This window comes from Azospirillum thiophilum (assembly GCF_001305595.1).
Taxonomy (GTDB): domain Bacteria; phylum Pseudomonadota; class Alphaproteobacteria; order Azospirillales; family Azospirillaceae; genus Azospirillum; species Azospirillum thiophilum.
Genome location: NZ_CP012403.1, coordinates 203,074 through 222,442, shown reverse-complemented (window position 1 = coordinate 222,442; position 19,369 = coordinate 203,074). Strand labels below are relative to the sequence as shown.

The window sequence follows — 19,369 nt, the reverse complement described above, 5'->3', positions numbered from 1 at the left end:
CCATGCGAACCTCACGTAAGCGCCGGCTTACCTGACAGAGACCGGACATGAGCAAGCCGAGCCACACGCTGCCCGCCGTCGCCGATGCCGACATCCGCCTGCTGCGCGTCTTCCTGACCGTGGTCGAGTGCGGCGGCTTCTCCGCGGCGGAGGTCGAGCTGAACATCAGCCGCGCCGCCATCAGCCAGCACATGGCCGACCTGGAGCGCCGGCTCGGGCTGACGCTGTGCCGGCGCGGCCGGGGCGGCTTCCGGCTGACCGAGGAAGGGCAGTTGGCCCACGAGGCCGCGCTGCGCCTGCTGGCCGGGCTGGAGAGCTTCCGCAGCGAGATCAACGCGGCGCATGGGCGGCTGCGCGGCGAACTCAACATCGGCATCACCGACAACCTCGTCACCATGCCGCGCATGCGGGTGACCAACGCTCTGCGCGGCCTGAAGCGCGAGGCGCCGGAGGTGCGGGTCAACATCCGCATGATCCCGCCCAACGAGATCGAGCGCGGCGTGCTGGACGGCCGGCTGCATGTCGGCGTGGTGCCCGACCGCCGCGCCCTGCCCGGTCTGGAGCGGGTGACGCTCTACGAGGAGGAGTCGCGGCTCTACTGCGGCCGGGGCCATCCGCTGTTCGACGCGCCCACCGGGACCGTCACCCGCGAGGCGGTGGAGGCGGCCGATGCCGTCGCCCCGACCCAGGCCCAGCCGCCCCACGCGCTGACCGCCACCGCGACCGCCACCGACCGCGAGGGCGTGGCCTTCCTGCTGCTGACCGGCTGCTACATCGGCTTCCTGCCGGTGCATTACGCCGCCCAATGGGTGGAGCGCGGCACCATGCGGGCGCTGCTGCCGGACAGCCACCATTACCGGGTGGGCTTCAGCGCGGTGACCAAGAAGGGGGTGCCGCCGAACCTCGTGCTCGAACGCTTCATGACCCTGCTGGAGCGGCCGGACGAGGGCTGACTCCAGCTGCTATTGCATCGTCCGCAGCGGCGAGAAGGGCAGGCCAGCCTGGTCGAGCGCGCGGTCGATCACCTCGTCGGATTTCTGGTCGAACAGCTGCAGCAGCAGGTCGTCGACCATCCAGTCGTTGGTCGGGGTGCAGGCGGTGAACAGCTCGCTGATCACCTCGGCCTGGAAATCCTCGCGCGACGCCTCGGCGCCCTCATAGCCCAGCCGCTTGGCGACGCCGACCGCGACCTGGAAGGGCTGGAGCAGGCCGGGGGCGACGACTGCCTTCTTCAGCAGCGCCGCCATGCCGAGCTCGCCGTCGTCCCAGGCGAGCCGGCGGGCATTGTCCGGCGGGATGGCAGCGCGCAGCGCCATGCCGGAGACGAACAGCGACACGTCGCCGGCGCACAGCGCGCGGAACAGCAGGACCGGCGTCAGGCGGCGGTTGGCATGCAGCCACTGGATCACGGCCTCGATATCCTCGGCGCCGCGCAGCACCGGGCGCAGCAGGCGCATGGTCGCCGCCTCCCGCCCGCGCTCGACCAGCCGCTCGACCAGCTCGCGCGACAGGCCGTGCGCCTGCATCAGGGTGGTGCGCATGCTGTCGGAGACGAAGGCGACCACCCGCTCCACCATCGCCAGCGACAGGCCGGGACGGGTCGCCGCCGCCTCGCTGACCATGCGGACGCGGCCGAAGCGGTCGAGCGCGCGGCTCATCGCGCTGTCCGGCAGTTCGGCGCCGTCGTTGCGCAGGAGCGCGGTCACGGCGACGACGTTGCCGCGCTCGGCGATCGCGCCGGAGACGCGGGCGGAGACCCTGGACCGGCTGGCCACCGCGACATGCTTGCCTGAATCGGGATCGGACAGCACGTCGAGCAGCAGGTCGTCGGTCAGCCCCGCCGCGTCGCGCAGGATGGGAAAGGCCACCCGGCCGACGTCGCGGACCAGCCGTTCGGCCAGATCCCCGGTCAGCAGCGGGCTGTTGCGAAGCTGCCAGGCGACCGCCTCGCGCACCGCGACTTGGGCATCCCCGGCGAAGCAATGGACCACCTCGATCGCCAGCGACCGTTCGGCCGGGCTGAGGGTGCCGGCCTCCAGGTCTTGGAACAGCTTGCTCATCGTCTCGATCCGAGTCTGCGCGGTGGGCGAGGCGAGCAGCCGTTCGACATCCTTCGACGACAGGGAATTGGGAGGGAGGGCGTCGGGTATGGGAGCGTCTGGCATGGGGGCATCCGGCTGCGGCATCGGTCGAAATCCAGTCAGTCGAAATCGAGGCACGAATAACGGATCATGTCGCCCCACAGCCGGTCGAGCCGGCGGAGCGTGCGATAGCTGGCCTTCAGGTCGCGGACTTCGGTCTCGTTGCGCACCAGCGCCTCGGCCTGCGCCTGCTCCATCCGCCGCAGGCACTCCCACAGCTCGCGGCCCTTGTCGGTCAGCTGCAGGCGGGCGGTCCGGCGGTCGCGCTGGTTGGCCGCCCGGTTGATGTAGCCGGCATCGACCAGGATCTTCAGGCTGTAGGACGCGTTGGAACCGAGATAGTAACCGCGCTCCATCAGGTCGCGGACCGACAGCTCGTCCTCGCCGATCAGCATGACCATCAGTGCCTGCACCGGGCCGATGTCCTCGACGCCCTGCCTGGACAGACCGACGCGCACGACATCGAGGTAACGGCGGTGCATGCGCTCGATCAGCCGGGCCATGCCGTGGAAGTCGGCGAGGTCGAGCACATCGGCGGGCTTGCCCGACGCTTGGGCGGAAGCCTTCTCCCCGGGAGCCGGTTCCGGCGTGTCGTCGTCCCAGTTCAGGTTGCTCATCGCGTCCTTGATCCCGGCGCTGCGATTGCTGACATTCCCTTGCCCATTTCCTTGGCCATGCTCACTCCGCGGCGGCGGCGATGCCGCGGAAGCCCTGAGGATTGGCGTTGCGCCATGCCCAGGCGCTGCCGACGATGCTGTCCAGATCGGGGAAGCGCGGCTGCCAGCCGAGGTCGCGGCGGATGCGCTCCGACGAGGCGATCAGCACCGGCAGGTCGCCGGGGCGGCGCGGGCCGATCTTGACTGGCACGGTCCTGCCGGTGATGCGCTCCACCGATCCTATCACCTCGCGGACGCTGTAGCCGGTGCCATTACCGAGATTGTAGCGGACCGACCGCTCGTCCAGCACGTCCAGCACCCGCAGATGGGCATCGGCCAGATCGCAGACATGGATGTAGTCGCGGATGCAGGTGCCGTCGCGGGTTTCATAGTCGTCGCCGAAGATTTCGATGTGCGGACGCGTGCCGGTGGCGGCGTCCATCACCAGCGGGATCAGGTGTGTTTCCGGGCTGTGATCCTCGCCGAGCCGGCCGCTGGGGTGTGCGCCGGCCGCGTTGAAGTAGCGCAGGCATGCGGAACGCAGCCCATGGCAGCGGTCGGCCCAATGCAGGGCGCGCTCGATCATGTACTTCGATTCGCCATAGGGGCTGCCGGGATCGACCGCCTCGTCCTCGTCGATGGGTATCCGCTTCGGCGATCCGAACAGGTTGGCTGTCGACGAGAAGACCAGCTTCATCACCCCGGCCTTCACCGCGGCGCGGATCAGGTTCAGCGAGGTGACGCTGTTGCCGTGCAGGTAGGCATGGGGGTCGCGCATCGATTCGCCGACCACCGACAGGGCTGCGAAGTGGAACACCGCGTCGAAGCGCCATTGCGAGAACACACGGGCCAGCGCCGCCTCGTCCGCGAGGTCGGCCTGCACAAAGGCGGCCTCGGGCGGGACGGCGGCGGCATGACCCTGGCGCAGATTGTCGAACACGACGACGCGGTTGCCGTGGTCGAGAAGTTCCGCCACGCAATGGCTGCCGACATAGCCGGCGCCTCCGGTGACGAGGATGGTCTTCGGGATCGTCATGAAAGGGCTTCCTTGAACCGGTTTTCTGGCCGCAGCCGGAATCGGGCGACCGGCATGGTGGAAGGAAAGGAGAGCGGGGGGTTGGGGCGGGGCAGGGACCGGACGGGGGGGAGTACGGTGTCCTTGCGCAAATTCATCGCGACGCAGCATGCACGATCGGCGCGGCGTCTGACCAGATGGCCTCTATAACCGCCCCCAATGGCATAGATCCTTCGGTGAATTGCAGTTTTATCGCAGCGAAACAGTGGCTTATCAGTGCCTCGTCACCCCTTTTTCGAAAACTGGAAAGGGGTATCAGCCAAAACTTGTCACACGTCTCTAAAATGTCTCCGGAGTAAAGCTTAAGCATACGCAGTCCGTCGGCGCTCCCCCCGCGCCAGGACCCGTCCCCATAGGCGACCATTCTTCGTGAAACGGTCGTGCCCGGCATGCCCCCCAGCCGGCTTCCTGTCCTGCGCACCGTCGCCGCCGGCAGCTTTTGGCGTTTCTTCCCAATCTCCCCGCTTTCCCGCGCCGTATCGAAGCGGCCTGTCCTCCATCAGGAAGGATCGATGATGAGTTCCGTGGATCGGCCTCTGCTGACCCAAGCTTACCGGAAGATCGGACAGGGCCTGTTGTTGGCCGGCATCCTCAGCCTGTTCGTGAACATCCTGATGCTGGTGGTGCCGCTGTTCACGATGCAGGTCTATGACCGGGTGATGAGCAGCCGCAGCTTGGAAACGTTGACGATGCTTGCGATCATCGCGGTCGGGGCACTGGCGCTGTACGGCGTCCTGGACTTCATCCGGGCCCGCGCCTTCCTGGTGACCAGCGCGGTGATCGCGCACCGCTTCAACGTGCCGGCCCTGGAGGCCTCCATCGTCGACGCGCTGTCGGGGGGGCCGCGCAATGCGGCGCAGACCATGCGCGACTTGAACGACCTGCGCGGCTTCATGACCAGCAGCGCGGTGACCGCTCCGCTGGAACTGGCCTGGGCGCCGATCTTTCTGGCTATCCTGTTCCTGCTGCACCCGGTCTACGGCTTTCTCGCCATCGGCTCCGCCCTGATCCTGCTGGTGATGGGCGTGCTGACCGACGCGCTGACCAGACGGCCGATGGCCCAGGCCAACGAAGCGTCGGCCCGTGTCTTCGCCGACATTGCCGGCACAGTTCGCCATGCCGAGGCCATCGAGGCGATGGGTATGCTGCCGGCGCTGGCCCGGCGCTGGCAATCGGCGCAGAGCGGGTCGGCTGGGATGATCGACCGCGGCGCCACCATGTCGCGCGGGCTGGCCGCAGCCTCGCGTTCGCTGCGGCTGATGCTGCAGGTCGGGGTGATCGCCGCTGGCGCCACCCTGGTGATCGACAATCTGGTGACGCCCGGCAGCATGATGGCAGCCGGCCTCATCACCGGGCGGCTGCTGCACCCGTTCGAGCAGATGGTGGACGGCTGGCGACAGTGGGTGAAGGCGCTGGAGGCCCATCGCCGCATCCGCGACCTGCTGAACAACGGCGCGTCCGCCCGCTCAACCATGCCCCTGCCGGCACCGCACGGGACGCTGGCGGTCGACCGTGTCAGCCATGTGCCGGCCGGGTTGAGCCGCCCGGTGTTGCGCAACGTGTCCTTCGCGGCGGAAGCGGGTGAAGTGCTGGGAATCATCGGTCCGTCCGGTGCTGGGAAGTCGACGTTGGCCCGCCTTTTGGTCGGCGTCTGGCAACCGACGGCCGGCGGCATCTATCTGGACGGCGCCAGCACCTATCTGTGGGAGCGCGAGAGCTTCGGGAAATATGTCGGTTATGTGCCGCAATCGGTGGCGCTGCTGGACGGCACCATAGGCGAGAACATCGCCCGCATGGCCAATGCCGACCCGGCCGAGATCGTGCGCGCCGCCCGCCTGGCCGGGGTGCATGAGATGATCGGCCGGCTGCCCTTCGGCTACGATACGCCCGTCGGCGAGAGCGCCTTTTCGCTGTCGGGTGGGCAGCGGCAGCGCATCGCGTTGGCCCGCGCCCTGTTCGGCCGGCCGCGCCTGCTGGTGTTGGACGAGCCGAATTCCAACCTCGACCACGAGGGCGAACAAGCCCTGCTGGCCGCCGTCCATAAGGTGAAGGCGGAGGGTACGACGGTGGTCATGATCGCCCACCGCCCATCCATCGTTGCGGTGGCCGACAAGCTCGTGGTGATGAAGGACGGTGCCGTCGAGCATTTCGGCGCGCGCGGGGATGTCCTGAAACTGGTGCAGCCGGGGGGCACGCCCACTGGTGTCGCCCGCCTGGTCCGCAGTGGAGAGCAGAGATGAGTGATAGCCCTGCCATTTGGACGGCAACGATAGATGTGATGCCGGCCGAGCCGTCGCTGCGCAACACCGCTCTTGCCGGAGCGTTGGCCGTGCTGGTCGGCTTCGGTGGTTTCCTGGGCTGGGCCTGCACCGCCGATTTGGACAGCGCAGCACTGGCTGCTGGGACGGTGATGGTGGAAAGCCATCGCAAGACCATCTCGCATCTCGAAGGCGGCATCCTGCGCGACTTGCTGGTCAAGGACGGCGACCTCGTGCAGGCGGGACAGGTATTGCTGCGGATGGATTCGACGCAGAGCCAGGCGGTGGTGGCTCAGTTGCAGGGGCAGCACTGGACTGCGCTGGCCCGGCTCGGCCGCCTGCGGGCAGAGCAGTCCGACTCGCCGGCCCCGCTGTTCGCCGCCGATCTCGTCAAGGCGGCGCACGACAACCCTGTGGCGGCCGAGGCACTGGCGGTCGAAGAGCGGCTGTTCAGGTCTCGCCGCGACAGCTACGAGGCGCAGTTGGGCATTCAGCGCCGGCAGATTTCGCAACTGCGCGACCAGATCGTGGCGCTGGAAGCGCAGCGCGTCGCCACGGCCGACCGGTTGCGTTACACCGAGGACGAGCAGCGGGTGGTTCAGGGCCTGCTGGCCAAGGGATACGAGCGCCGGCCGCGCCTGCTGGAACTCCAGCGCAACGTCGCGGATTCGCAAGGCCGGCTGGGGGAACTGATGGCGAACAAGTCCAAGGCGGAACAGGCAATCGCCGCCGCCGAGCTGGAGATGATCAACATTGGCAACACGCGGCGGTCGGGGGTGTCGACCGATCTCCAAACCGCCCAGGCAGCCGTTTCCGACCTGTCGGAACGGCTGCGCAGTGCCGACGACGTGCTGCTGCGTCAAGCGGTCACCGCACCGCAGGCGGGGCGGATCACCGGCCTGAAGTTCTTCACGCCGGGCGGCGTCGTTCCGGCCGGCGCCGGTATTCTCGACATCGTGCCGCAGGATGACGCCATGATAGTCGAGGCCCGCGTCTCGCCCCACGATGTGCAGAATGTCGAGGTCGGTAGCAAGGCGATGGTGAAGCTGACCGGTTACCGCCAGCGTGCCGTCCCGCCGGTGGCTGGCCAAGTGGTGGCGTTGTCCGCCGACCAGTTGGAGGACGAGCGCACCGGTACCTTCTATTTTGCTGTGCGGATCAGCATGGATGCCACCGAGCTTAAGGCGCTTCCGGGAGTCGAGCTGCATCCCGGCATGCCGGCGGAGGTGATGATTCATGGCCATGCCCGCCGCGCCATCGAGTATTTCCTGACGCCATTGACTGACGGCCTCCAGAGAGCGTTCCGAGAGAAGTAGCGGAATCACCCGTCCCACCGGCCTCTCCCGTTTGGGCCGGTGCGGGCCGGGGTCCTTGCGGTCTTCCACTCTCCGCAGCGGCTCCGGGAAAGGGCCGGCGCCCCCACGTCGGCCCTTTCGCTTGTCCGGCGCGTGGGTTTTGGAGTGGAGGCGCGCGCCATACGGCCCCCGAGGCCCTTTCCGGCGGGATGGTTTCAAGACTCTCTTTTTTATAAATAAAACTAGAGCCTGAGGTCCAAGCCATGTCAGCGGATTTGTAGGAAAAACGTTTGCGAGGCAATTATTATTTAAAATTTAAACTGCTTAGAAATTCGAAGCAAATCATAATAACTGTCTTTTTTAAAATAATAGTAACGTATTTTTCTGTGAGAATCTGCTGTTTTGACTCAACTTCCTCTTTCCATGGTCCGCGTTTTATCACACTATCCCCCCTATAGTTTTGGTTACATCGAACGGGCAAGCTCACCCTTTCGAGCGAGGCCGCAAATGACGGCCCAAAAATCCAATCACATCGCAAGGAGACACCTACGATGGCTACGGTTCCTGGGGGCAGCTACGACGACGTGAAGATCGGCACCAATCATGCCGATCTGCTCGACGGCGGGCAGGGCGACGATCTGTTGCTGGGGGGCAACGGAAACGACACCCTGCTCGGCGGCGATGGGCACGATGCCCTGTTCGGGGGGAACGGACAGGATGTGCTGCATGGCGGGGCGTCGGCGGATGTGTTGCTGGGGGGTAACGGCAACGATATCATCGACGGTGGTTCGGGCGACGACATCATCCTGGGGGGGAATGGTGACGACGTTCTGATCGGTGGTGCCGGCCGCGACGTGCTGGACGGCGGCAATGGCGACGATGTGTTGTCGGGGGGCGACGGCGCCGACATCCTGACTGGCGGCAAGGGCGACGACATCCTGTTCGGCGGCGGTCACGACGACGTATTGGACGGCGGCAAGGGAGACGACATCCTGCGCGGCGGTACTGGCAACGACATGCTGAGCGGTGGCGACGGTGACGACACGCTGTTCGGCGACGAAGGCAACGACCGACTTGAAGGTGGCAAGGGAGATGACCTGCTGTCCGGGGGCGCTGGCCACGACGTCTTCATCTTCTCCGGCGGCGGTGGCCAGGACGTGGTCCTGGACTTCAAGGCGGGCGAAGACATGCTGCAGATCTCCCGCAACATTAACGGCCTGAAGGTGACGGACGCCGTGGATCTGGCTGCTCGCGTTACCGACCACAACGGTGATGCCGTGATCGACCTCGGCCATGGCGACAGCATCACTCTGAAGGGTGTATCGGCCGACGAAGTCCACAACCACCCGAACGACTTCTTCGTCATCCACTGACTGAACGACGCGTCCTGATTTGAGGCGTGAAAAGGATGGACCGGTGGCTTCGAAGTCGCCGCCGGTCCCTCTTTGCCCGAATTCCGTCCGGATCGCTTCCATCCAAACCTGTCCTACTCCGCCATTTTTCGACGCTGCCGGGAAACCCATCCATGACCGTCATCGCCGTTTTGCCGAATTCAGTGTCGATCGCTCCCGCCCAACGTCTGGTGCTGGGCCGCAGTTTTCTGCTGGTTTCCTGGACCATGGACGGTCCGATGGGGCGTTCGGCCGAACAGGCCGGTCCGATCACGCCGAGCGTCAATGGCGAAGCGGTACGCCCGCCCTTCACCACGCTGAGCGTCGACACCGGCTGGGGCGGCCGGCGTATGTTGTCGATCCTGCCGGCGCCCCGCGACCCGCGGGCGCCAATCCATTTCATCGCCAACAACCGGGTCATTGCCGAACTGCGAACCGAAACCGGCGGCGCCGACATCGATACCGCGGGCTTGTTGGGCAGTCTGGATGGTGCGGCCCGGCTGCGGGTGTTGCGCTTCCTCTTCGATTTCGCCTGCTCCACCCCACTGCTGCGCCGCGACGCGGTTTTCGTCGCACTGTGCCGCCGGCTGGTGCTGGATTACGCGGCGGAGCCGCCCGCATTGACGATCCGAGCCATCGCAGGCGGTGACATGCTGTTGTGTGCCGGGGCGCTGTCGGGCCGGTTCGGCGCCATAAGCGGTCTGGTGATTCTGTCGCCAGGAGCGGTGGTGCGGGCGCCCTTCGATGTCTGCATTGGCGCAGACCCGACGGGCAAGGGTCGCATCGCCTTTGATCTGCTGGTCGACCGGGGCCTGTGCGCACCCGGCAACCTGCTGGTGGTGCTGGGTGCCAATGGCGTCGCCTGCCGACGCTTTCCCGACGAGCCGGCCGCGCTGCCGACCCTGACCGACCGACTGAATGCCCGTCCCGGCACGGCGGCAACACTGCGTCATTATCTGCTTGTCTGCCTGGCCAAGCGGGGGCGCAGCGACGCCTCCGCCGCGGCGGCTGTCGGCGAACTGCAGGCGCTGGCACCGCTGCCGCGCCGGCAGGTGGCCGACGCCAAGCGCCCGATCGGTGCCTCGCTCGACCTCGCCATTCCGGCGCCCGATGGTGGACTGTTCCTCGCCGGCTGGCTGCACGATCCGCATAGGTTGGCGGCCGAACTGGTGGTGCGTACTCCCTTCGGCGGCGAGCGACGGGTGGAGCGCTTCGCGAAGCGCTTTCCGCGCGAGGACGTCGCGACGCTGTACGGAAGCACCGGCATCGACCGCAGCGGCTTCGTCCTGCACTTGCCGGGCCCCCCGGAGCCGGCGGAGGCGCTCCAGGTGACTGCGGAACTGCGGTTGGCGTCGGGCGGTGCCCTGCGCCTTGTGCCACCGCCGCGCCCGCACGCGCATGCCGATGCCCGTGCCGCGGTGCTGGGTAGCCTGCCGCCACGCTTCGCCACGCCGGACCTGTTGGAGCACGTCATGTTCCCGGCCGTTGCCCCGCTTCACGCGGCCCACCTCGCCACCCGCGGTGAGCCGGAACTGGTCGTTTATGGCGAGCGGAAGGCAAAGCCCCCGGTGTCGGTGATCATTCCGCTCTACCGCACTCTTGAGTTCCTGCGCTTCCAGATATCCAGCTTCGCCACCGACTCGGCGATGGCCGATGTCGAACTGGTCTTCGTGCTCGACAGCCCGGAACAACGCGACGAGGTGGTGCATCTGCTGCACGGCTTCCACGGGCTCTACGGCCTGCCGATGGTGTTGCTGGTGCAGAGTGCCAATTACGGCTATTCGGCCGCCAACAATGCCGGCGTTGCAGTAGCGCGTGGCAACCGGCTGCTGTTCCTGAATTCCGACGTGGTGCCCGACCGCGCCGGCTGGCTGCCGCAACTGGTCGCGGCGCTGGAGGAGTGTCCGGGCGTCGGCGCGGTCGGGCCGAAGCTGCTGTTCGACGACGATAGTCTCCAGCATGCCGGGCTCTACTTCGACCGAGATCTGCAAGGCGCTTGGTATAATCATCATTACTTCAAAGGGCTGCCGCGCGACTTCGCGCCTGCTTGCCGGCCCCGGTCCGTACCAGGCGTCACCGGCGCCTGTTTGCTGACCACCCGCTCCGTTTTCGCGGCGGCCAACGGCTTCTGCGAGGACTATGTCATCGGCGATTTCGAGGATTCGGACCTCTGCCTGCGCATGCGCGGCCAGGGGCTCGACATCCGATACGCGCCGTCGGTGGAACTGTACCATCTGGAACGCCGCTCCATCGGCCGGCACCAGGGTTACACCCGCGGAGTCGCTTCCGAATACAACCGCTGGCTCCATGGTCGCCGCTGGGCCGACCGCATGGCCGAACTGATGGCGCGCGACTGGTGCGCCCACGACGAGGCGCCTCCTCCGGCGCGCAAACGGGCCGGCAAGACAGCAGCACAGGTGACACGATGAACGCGCTTCTGCCGAGTCCGCAGCTTGCCGTTCTGCGCCGCCAGACCGATCCGCGGCTGGAATGGCTGTGTGCGCAGATCGCTCGCAACTGCTTTCTGCCGGTGCCGCCGTCCGAACTGCATTTCATCGGCGACGGCGATTTCCGTGCTATCGGGGCGGAATTCCTACGCCATTTCGTCCGGCTGGGCGGCCTGCGGCCCTACCACAGGGTGCTGGAGATCGGCTGCGGCGTTGGCCGCATGGCGATGCCGCTGACCCAGTATCTGGAAGCGTCCTACGACGGCATCGACATCGTGCTCGACGGCATCCGCTGGTGTGCGGCGACCATCACACCGGCCTATCCGGAATTCCGCTTCCACCATCTCGACATCGCCAACGGGTTGTACAATCCCGACGGTCGGATCGAGGGGGAGACAGCGACGCTGCCCTTCAAGGCAGGGGTCTACGACTTCGTCATCCTGACCTCGGTCATCACCCATCTGCGCACCGCAGATACCGAACGCTATGCGGCTGAAATCGCTCGGGTGCTTAAGCCGGGCGGGCGTTGCTTCCTCAGCCTGTTCCTGGCTGACGCCACGGCTCGGACAGGCATCGCCAAGGGCACTGCCCGTCCCGCCTTTCGCGATGGGCCGGAGGTGGAGTTGCTGGCCGATCCCGAGCATCCGAACGCCGCGATCGCCTATGACGAGGCATTCCTGATCGACCGCTTCGCAGCCCGCGGCCTACGCCCCGCCCGCGCCATTGCGCACGGTCATTGGAGCGGCCAGCGCGAGGCGGAGAATTTCCAGGATCTGCTGGTGCTAGAAAAGGGGATCGGGCGATGAGCCGCCGCCGCTTGCCGCTGGTCCCCGCCGGCCAAACCATGTCCCGGCCCGCCGCGCGGCCCCCAGCCCGTCCGCTGGTGACCGTCCGTCCACCTCGGGTGCTGCTGATCGCGCACAACCACCCGAGCCTGCATCCGGGCGGCACCGAGATCTTTGCGTACGAGCTGTTCGGCGGCCTGAAGGCGGCGGGGGCGGAATGCCTGTTCCTGGCCTGCACCAACGACACTCACCGCGCGCCCCGTCCCGGCACTGGTTTTCAGACGCTGGGACGCAGTGCGGACGAAGTGTTGCTGTGGGCGGGGCATTTCGACCATTTCCACCAGAGCCAGATCGACCTGCACGGGTTGGTTCCCGACTTGTCGAACCTGTTGCGTGCCTTCCGGCCGGACATCGTGCATGTCCATCACACGCTGCTGCTTGGCGTGGAGATGCTGTTCCTGATCCGCCGCGTCTGCCCGGATGCGAAGATCGTCTATACCCTGCATGACTATTACCCGATCTGCGCCAACGACGGGCAGATGGTGACGCCGCCGCAGGGCGAAGGCGGAGGTCGTTCGCTGTGCATGCAGGCCTCGCCCGATGCCTGTCACCGCTGTTTCCCCGCTCGGCCGGCGGACCAGTTCCTGCTGCGCGAGAAGCACATCAAGGCGATGTTCGGTCTGGTCGACCGCTTTCTGGCGCCCAGCCGTTTTCTCCGCGACCGGTATGTCGACTGGGGGCTGAATTCCGAGCATATCGAGGTGATGGCGAACAGCCGCCCGGCGGTTGAGCCGGCCGTCGTACGCGACATCGGCCCTGGAGTGGCGCGTGACGCCTTTGCCTATTTCGGCAACCTGAATCCGTTCAAGGGCGTCACTGTCGCGCTCGACGCCGTCGCCCGCATGGCGCACAGCGGGCTGACGCCTTCGCTGGCCGTACATGGCGGCAGCCTCTATCAGGCGCCGGAATTCCGTCGGCAGGTGACGGAAGGCTTCGAGGCGGCGCGCGGCCTCGCCACCGCCCACGGTCCCTACCGGCGCGAGGAGATGCCGGCACTGATGGCCGCCGCCGACTGGGTGGTGATGCCGTCCATCTGGTGGGAGAATGCGCCTCTGGTGATCCAGGAGGCCTTCCAGCATCACCGCCCGGTGATCGTCAGCGGCATCGGCGGCATGGCGGAGGCGGTGCGTGACGGAGTCGACGGCCTGCATGTCCGCCCCAACGACCCTGCCGATCTCGCCCGCGTCATGATCCGCGCCATGACCGAACCCGGGCTGTGGGAGCGGCTGTCTGCTGGCATCCCCGCTGTCCGCCCGACCGAGGAAGCCACTTCACTTCACCTCGCCCTCTATGGCGAGCTTCTGACATCCGCATCCACCACGACCAGCCAGGGGATCCGCACCCGATGAAGGACCGCAGTACCAAGGCCGACATCACCGCCGCCGTCCTGCTGGATGAGGACACGCTGATCCTGTTCGGCGCCATCGACCTGCCGCTGCCGACCGATGGCGTGGTCCTGCTGGACGGCACCGCCGACGGCCGCTTCAATGGTCACTGCTGGATCGACGCGGAGGGGGAGCGCTGGTTTCTAGGCGCCATGCGGGTTGCCGGATTGGCCCATATGCGCCCATCGCGCATCGAGATCCTGGATGCCAATGGTAAGCGCCTGCTGCTGCCGCGCCTGTCCAACGTCCGCACCAATCCGTCTCATCTGGTCGCAGCATTGCGAGAGGTGCAGCCGCAGGCGCTGACCGGCGCGCTGGACATCGCCGTGGCGATGCTGGCCGGGCAGCAGGGGGAGGGGGATTCCGACCGCCATACGCGTTTGTTGACGGGACTTGCACAGGCGGTATCGCGCCCCGATGGCTTCGCCGAGGTGCTGGGCCGCTTCCACGACGGCGCGCTGATGGTGCAGGGCTGGTCGCACGGATTCCCGTCCGGCGGCCATCGGGTGTTGGTCGAGGCCGTCGGCATGAGCCTGCATGATGCCGTTGCGGCCCCATTCCACCGTCCCGACCTGCCGGACGATGCCGCCGGTCTGCTGGCGATTCTGGAAGGGCCGGCGGCGATGCCGGAGAGCATACGTCGCATCCATTTCCGTACTGCAGACGGCTGGCGCCATCTGGCGATCTTCGAGCACCGGCAGGTACTGGCGGACGGCGTCGCCTCCGCCCATGCCCGCGACATGCTGGGCCAGTTGCAGCCCGATGCAGCCCACCATGGTGTGGCAGCCGCCGTTGCTGCCCGCTACAACGGGGTCGAGACGGTTTCGCAGCTCGACCTGCCGGTCCGCATCGGGTTGGACATGGCATTGAGAGTGCCGGGCGCCGGGCTGTTCGTCTGCGGCTGGCTGCTCGATCCCACCCAGGCGGTGCGGGCGGTGACGCTGAAGGGCGCCGGAATGGCGATACGGCTGGATGAGGACTGGTCGCGGCTGGGTCGCAAAGATGTGTCGGACGCCTTCGCCCACGACCCACTATTCGTCGGCCGGTTATCCCCTGGCGACTACGCCCACGGCTTTACCGCCTTCGCCCGTGAGGCGGCCGGCGTCGCCGGAGATGCCGAGTTCCATCTGGAGCTTGCGCTGGCCGACGGCGTTGCCTTCCTGCCGCTGCCCTGCCAGCCGCCTTCGGCCGAGTCGCTGCGCCGGATGCTTGGAGCAGTCAATCCGGACAGTCCGGCCATTGACCGCGTCGTCGAGGCCCACCTGGGACCGATGCTGCGCATCGCCGCGGCTGACCGAGCCGCTCCGCAATCGGTGCTGCACCAGATGGGCCGTGCGCTGAAATGCCCGCGCGTGTCGGTGATGCTGCCGGTATGCGACGGGCGCGAGGATATCGATCTGAACCTCGCCCGCATGGCCAACGACCCAGACTTCGCGGAAGCAGAAATCCTGGTGGTGGCCGGGGCTGGAACCCATGAGCGACTGGCCGGCATGGTGCGGCAGGCAGCTGGATTCTACCGGCTGGCGGTCGCCTTCGTCGCGGCACCGGGGGCCGTCGACCCGTTCGAGGCGGTCACCGCGGCGCTGCCGCATGCCAACGCCGATCGAGTGCTGCTGCTTTCCCCGTCGGTGCTTCCGACCGAGCGCGGCTGGCTGTCGGCACTGGAGCGCGCCATCCGCAAGCCGAACGCAGTGGGCTCCGTAGCGCTGGCGCCCGTGATGGCGAGCCCGACCTTGCTGTACGAGGACCATTCGATCCGTTTCGCCGGCATCGTTGCGGTGGAGGGGCCGGGCGGCGCGGTCACCTATGAACGCCGCTTTGCGGGATATCCGCGCGACTGGCTGAAGGAGCAGGAGGCGTCGGCGGTGGATGCCGCCTCGGCCGACTGCGCCATGCTACCGCGCGAACTGCTGGTGCGGGCGATGGCCGACGGGGGGCGCTATCTTGGGTCGGAGCCGAAGGGGCTGGATCTGTGCCTGCGGGTGCGGGCGGTGGGCGGCACCTGCCTGTGGCTGCCGAAGCTGCGGCTGGTGGCCGTGGATGAGCAGACCCGCACCGTTAGTGACCCACGGCTCGAGCGCATGAGCGCCCTGGTCGACCAGTGGAGCTTCGCCGAGCGCTGGAAGGCGTCGATTGCGGCCTAGAGCGCTCTGCTTCCACCTGATCCTCCTCCGCTCCCAACTGACCGCAGGTCCGCTGGGAGCGGAGGAGGGTCGGGGTGGGGCAAGCGCTTCAAGAGCTTCCGTCAGTAACTCCCCCTTCGGATTGAACGAGCGGTCACACGATGAGCAAGACCAAGCGCGCGCTGATCATCAGCCATGGCCATCCCTCTTTCTCGTTGGGCGGGGGTGAGGTCGCCTCCTACAACCTGCACAACGGTCTGCACGACCTCCCGGGTTGGGAAAGCCATTATCTCGCCCGCGTCGCGCCACCCATTGCGCAACACCGTGGCTCCGCCTTGATGGCACTGCGCCAGAAGGAGCGGGAAGTGCTGTATTACGCAAATGACTACGACCATTTCCGATTGTCGAACCGCAATCTGCCGGGGTTGGAGAAGGATTTCGTGCGCTATGTCCGCGACCTTCAGCCGGATGTGGTGAACTTCCACCATTTCCTCGGGCTTGGGATCGAGACGATCCAGGCGGTACGGCAGGCATTACCGCGGGTACCCATCGTGGTGACGCTGCACGAGTATCTGTCGATCTGCCACCATCACGGCCAGATGGTGAAGACCAGCCGCAACGCGCTGTGCTACCGTGCTAGTCCGGCCGATTGCGCCGGCTGCTTCCCCCATATCGGCGAGGCCGAATTCTTCAAGCGCGAATTGTTCCTGAAGACCTTCCTGGAGCAGGCGGATTTCTACGTCAGCCCGTCGAATTTCTTGATCGACCGCTATGTCGACTGGGGGCTGCCGCGCGAGAAGTTCCGCAGGATCGAGAACGGCCTGACCATCGAAGGTATCGCGCCGCCACGTCCGGTAGTCCGCGGCGGCAAGCGCAACCGCTTCGCCTTCTTCGGTCAACTCACCGAGTTCAAGGGCGCGCATCTGCTGGTTGAGGCAGTGTCCCGGCTCTCCGAAAAGGCGTGGGGCGAGGACGGCGCGCTGATGATCTTCGGAGGCAACCTGGAACGCCAGCCGGAAGCCTATCAGAAGCGCTTCAACGATGCGGTTGAAAAGGCCGGCAATCGGGTGCGCTTCTATGGCAGCTACCGCTCGGCAGAACTGCCTGGGCTGATGAAGGACGTCGACTGGATGATCATCCCGTCGATCTGGTGGGAGAATTCCCCCGTCGTGATCCAGGAAGCCTTCCTGCACGGCCGCCCGATCATCGCCAGCAACATCGGCGGCATGGCGGAAAAGGTGACGCACGGTGTTGACGGTCTGCATTTCCGCAACGGCAGTGTCGAAGATCTGGTGGACCGAATGACGGAGGCTCTGATCACACCGGAATTGTGGGACCGTCTGCGCCTGCGCATCCGCCGCCCCATCGATCGTGCCGAATGCGCCCGCCAGCACGCCGAGCTCTATGACGCCTTGCTGGCTGCTGGCGGCAGCGCGCCGTCCATGCCCGAACGCGCGGTGGCGCAGCGGCCATGATCGTGTGTCTGGAGCTTCAACCCGTAGCCTTCGGAAGACACCGGGAACTCGGTTCCATTTTATCACGATGCGTTTGGTAATGCTGGATCGAAGCCCGCCATCACCTTGCAACCCGGACTGCGAGCCGATTCGACTTCAACCGGTCTTATGCCGAAACAATTCCATTTTTTTACTGAAGACCACTCAGGGAGAACCGCCGTGGCCAACATCCTCGTCATGATTCCGTCGGGCGAAGTCTATGATCATGATTGCGTGCGCTGGTACAGCTATCAGGACATTCAGCGCAGCATCAGCCATTATCACAATATCGGCGACGCATTCGTCTTCGACTCCTCGCTGAAGCTGCTGACCTACGACAAGCTGGATGTGCTGGAAATCCGCGAGTTCCGGCAGGATGCCGTCGACCGCATCAACGCCGAATACGACTATGTCTTCCTGCGCGGCAGCAACTACATCCATGATTCAATGGAGTGGCCGGCGGCAACCCTGCAGGTCCTGGCCAAGTTGCGCATTCCCGTCATCGCATTCGGCGTCGGTGCCCAGGCACCAGCCACCGGCAAGCTGACGCTGACCGAGGAAAGCAAGCGCATCTGGCGGATGATCGCGGATAAGTCGGCCACGCTGGGCGTGCGGGGCACCTACACGGCAGAGGTGCTGTGGGATCTGGGCATCAAGAATACCCGCATCGTCGGCTGTCCGACTGCATTCCGCAACCGTGACCCGGAACTGCGCATCGACCTGCCGTCACTGGACAGCGTGCGCAAGGTCGGCATCACCATGCGCCGAGAGGTATCCAAGCATTACTCGCCCGACGTGCGCAAGTATCTGGAACGTCACCGCGATTTCGTAAAGGACATCTCCTGCCGCTTCGACACCGTCCTGATGATGCAGGGCGAGGTGGAGGAGAAGAAGCTGCTGTGGGGCACCGATGAGCAGAAGGCCGAGGCATGGAGTCAGTTGCATGACAGCGCCTGGCTGAAGCAGTGGTACTTCGACGACGAGATGGATGCGTTGTACCGCAACCGCCTGTGGTATTCGGACGTTGTCGCGGACTACGAGGCCCTTGTGCGCTCGAAGGATCTGGTGCTGGGATACCGCTTGCACGGCAACCTGATGGCGTTGTCGAACGCCACGCCGTCGGTCTATTTCAGCTATGACAGCCGCACGGCGGAGTTTGCGGAGACCTTCGCGATCCCCTGCTACAACGTCTATTCCGACAAGCCCTTCGTCCTCGAGGAATATTGGGATCAAGGCCTGTTCGAGAAATTCAACCGCACCTACTACCAGCGTTACCGCGACATGCGGGAGTTCCTCGACGAGAACTACGTTCCCCACCGCATGCCGAGCCACGCCATCCGCAAGACCGTGGACCGCAAGGCGGCGTGAGCACCTCGCCCCCCTCTCCCCAACGACTGGAGACGGCGCATATGTCCACCACTGCCAGGATCGTCGAGCTTCGTGAGTCCTCGCCCGCAGCCGATCCACCCGATGCGCTGCAAGCTGCCGCCATCGTCGGCCATATCGATGCCGTCCAGGGCGACCGCATCTTCGGCTGGGCCTGGGACGGCAACCATCCGACCGACCGGCTGGAGGTGGAACTGCGGCTGGAGCGGGACGGCGGGCCGCCGCAGACCTTGGCGCGGGTGCTGGCCGACCGGATGCGGGCTGATCTGGCAGGTGGCGGCATCGGCGACGGCGCCCACGCCTTCGAAGCGGAACTGATCTTTCCGGAGGGGAGCGATCCGTCGCGGGTGGTGGCGGTGGTCTGCGCGCCCGCCACCGGCGAGACTGCCACCTTCGTCCAGCCGAACCCGGAGGACCAGCGACTGGACCAGCGTCTCGACCGGCTGCTGGGGCCGCATCTGCGACGGATCGACGAGCGGATCGACGCGCTGCGCCGTGACCAGCGACAGATTGCGGCTGCCCAGCAGACCGTTGGCCGCCTTTTGCGCGATGCGGGCGATGGCGTGGCGGCGCTGCGCACTGACGCCGCTCGGGCCGAGACGGCATCGGGGGAACGCACTGACGCACTGGCCGAAGCGCTGCGCGACCTGACCGAGCGCGTCGGCGGGTTGGAAGTGTTTCTGATGCGGATGGACCAGACCCTGCGCGGGATGGACAATGGATCGGCGGAAAAGGGCGGGGGCAGCGGGACGTTTCCGCTGCTGACCGTGCTGGGATCGACGGCAGGCGCCTTCCTTGCGGTTCTGGCCGGTTGGCTGATGCTTCATTGAGGGGGAAGGTTCCGTTAGACTGAAGGGTAGGCAACCGGAGGGAG

General features: G+C 66.2%; 14 protein-coding genes. 11 read left to right on the top strand and 3 right to left on the bottom strand.

Annotation, left to right across the window (positions count from 1 at the left end):
- Nucleotides 1-47: 47 nt before the first annotated feature.
- The gene (locus AL072_RS20245; protein WP_045584059.1) at nucleotides 48-953 is read left to right on the top strand and encodes a LysR family transcriptional regulator; all 906 of its coding nucleotides are present in this window, start codon (nucleotides 48-50) and stop codon (nucleotides 951-953) included.
- Between the two features lie 9 nt (nucleotides 954-962).
- Here AL072_RS20245 and AL072_RS20240 read toward each other — a convergent pair whose 3' ends face one another.
- The 3 genes from AL072_RS20240 to galE all read right to left on the bottom strand — a co-directional run bounded on the left by AL072_RS20240 (nucleotide 963) and on the right by galE (nucleotide 3,833).
- On the bottom strand, nucleotides 963-2,165 hold the full coding sequence (locus AL072_RS20240; protein WP_245636946.1) for a DUF2336 domain-containing protein: 1,203 nt from the start codon (nucleotides 2,163-2,165) through the stop codon (nucleotides 963-965).
- Between the two features lie 35 nt (nucleotides 2,166-2,200).
- The gene (locus tag AL072_RS20235) at nucleotides 2,201-2,758 is read right to left on the bottom strand and encodes a winged helix DNA-binding protein (RefSeq protein ID WP_045584057.1); all 558 of its coding nucleotides are present in this window, start codon (nucleotides 2,756-2,758) and stop codon (nucleotides 2,201-2,203) included.
- Nucleotides 2,759-2,819: 61 nt separating this feature from the next.
- Nucleotides 2,820-3,833, bottom strand: coding sequence for a UDP-glucose 4-epimerase GalE (gene galE, locus AL072_RS20230; RefSeq protein ID WP_045584056.1), 1,014 nt, complete (start codon nucleotides 3,831-3,833; stop codon nucleotides 2,820-2,822).
- A gap of 551 nt (nucleotides 3,834-4,384) precedes the next feature.
- Between galE and AL072_RS20225 the strand changes: the two genes are divergently transcribed.
- The 10 genes from AL072_RS20225 (at nucleotide 4,385) to AL072_RS20180 (ending at nucleotide 19,325) form a co-directional block, all read left to right on the top strand.
- Nucleotides 4,385-6,112, top strand: coding sequence for a type I secretion system permease/ATPase (locus tag AL072_RS20225; protein WP_245636945.1), 1,728 nt, complete (start codon nucleotides 4,385-4,387; stop codon nucleotides 6,110-6,112).
- 38 nt (nucleotides 6,113-6,150) lie between these two features.
- Nucleotides 6,151-7,446: an HlyD family type I secretion periplasmic adaptor subunit gene (locus AL072_RS20220; RefSeq protein WP_245636944.1), complete on the top strand. Its 1,296-nt coding sequence runs from the start codon at nucleotides 6,151-6,153 to the stop codon at nucleotides 7,444-7,446.
- Nucleotides 7,447-8,009: 563 nt separating this feature from the next.
- A complete protein-coding gene (locus tag AL072_RS20215; protein ID WP_245636943.1) occupies nucleotides 8,010-8,798 on the top strand; it encodes a calcium-binding protein in 789 nt (262 codons plus the stop codon).
- A gap of 152 nt (nucleotides 8,799-8,950) precedes the next feature.
- Nucleotides 8,951-11,245, top strand: a complete 2,295-nt coding sequence (locus AL072_RS20210) for a glycosyltransferase (protein WP_045584053.1) — start codon at nucleotides 8,951-8,953, stop codon at nucleotides 11,243-11,245.
- A complete protein-coding gene (locus tag AL072_RS20205; RefSeq protein WP_045584052.1) occupies nucleotides 11,242-12,069 on the top strand; it encodes a class I SAM-dependent methyltransferase in 828 nt (275 codons plus the stop codon). The genes AL072_RS20210 and AL072_RS20205 overlap by 4 nt, the downstream gene beginning before the upstream one ends.
- Entirely contained in the window at nucleotides 12,066-13,457 is a 1,392-nt protein-coding gene (locus AL072_RS20200) for a glycosyltransferase family 4 protein (RefSeq protein WP_082109167.1), read from the top strand. Before AL072_RS20205 ends, AL072_RS20200 begins: the two co-directional genes overlap by 4 nt.
- Entirely contained in the window at nucleotides 13,454-15,637 is a 2,184-nt protein-coding gene (locus tag AL072_RS20195; RefSeq protein ID WP_045584051.1) for a hypothetical protein, read from the top strand. The genes AL072_RS20200 and AL072_RS20195 overlap by 4 nt, the downstream gene beginning before the upstream one ends.
- 140 nt (nucleotides 15,638-15,777) lie before the next feature.
- Nucleotides 15,778-17,091, top strand: coding sequence for a glycosyltransferase family 4 protein (locus AL072_RS20190; RefSeq protein ID WP_045584050.1), 1,314 nt, complete (start codon nucleotides 15,778-15,780; stop codon nucleotides 17,089-17,091).
- Between the two features lie 198 nt (nucleotides 17,092-17,289).
- A complete protein-coding gene (locus AL072_RS20185) occupies nucleotides 17,290-18,477 on the top strand; it encodes a polysaccharide pyruvyl transferase family protein (protein ID WP_045584049.1) in 1,188 nt (395 codons plus the stop codon).
- A gap of 41 nt (nucleotides 18,478-18,518) precedes the next feature.
- A complete protein-coding gene (locus AL072_RS20180; protein ID WP_045584048.1) occupies nucleotides 18,519-19,325 on the top strand; it encodes a hypothetical protein in 807 nt (268 codons plus the stop codon).
- Nucleotides 19,326-19,369: the final 44 nt, after the last annotated feature.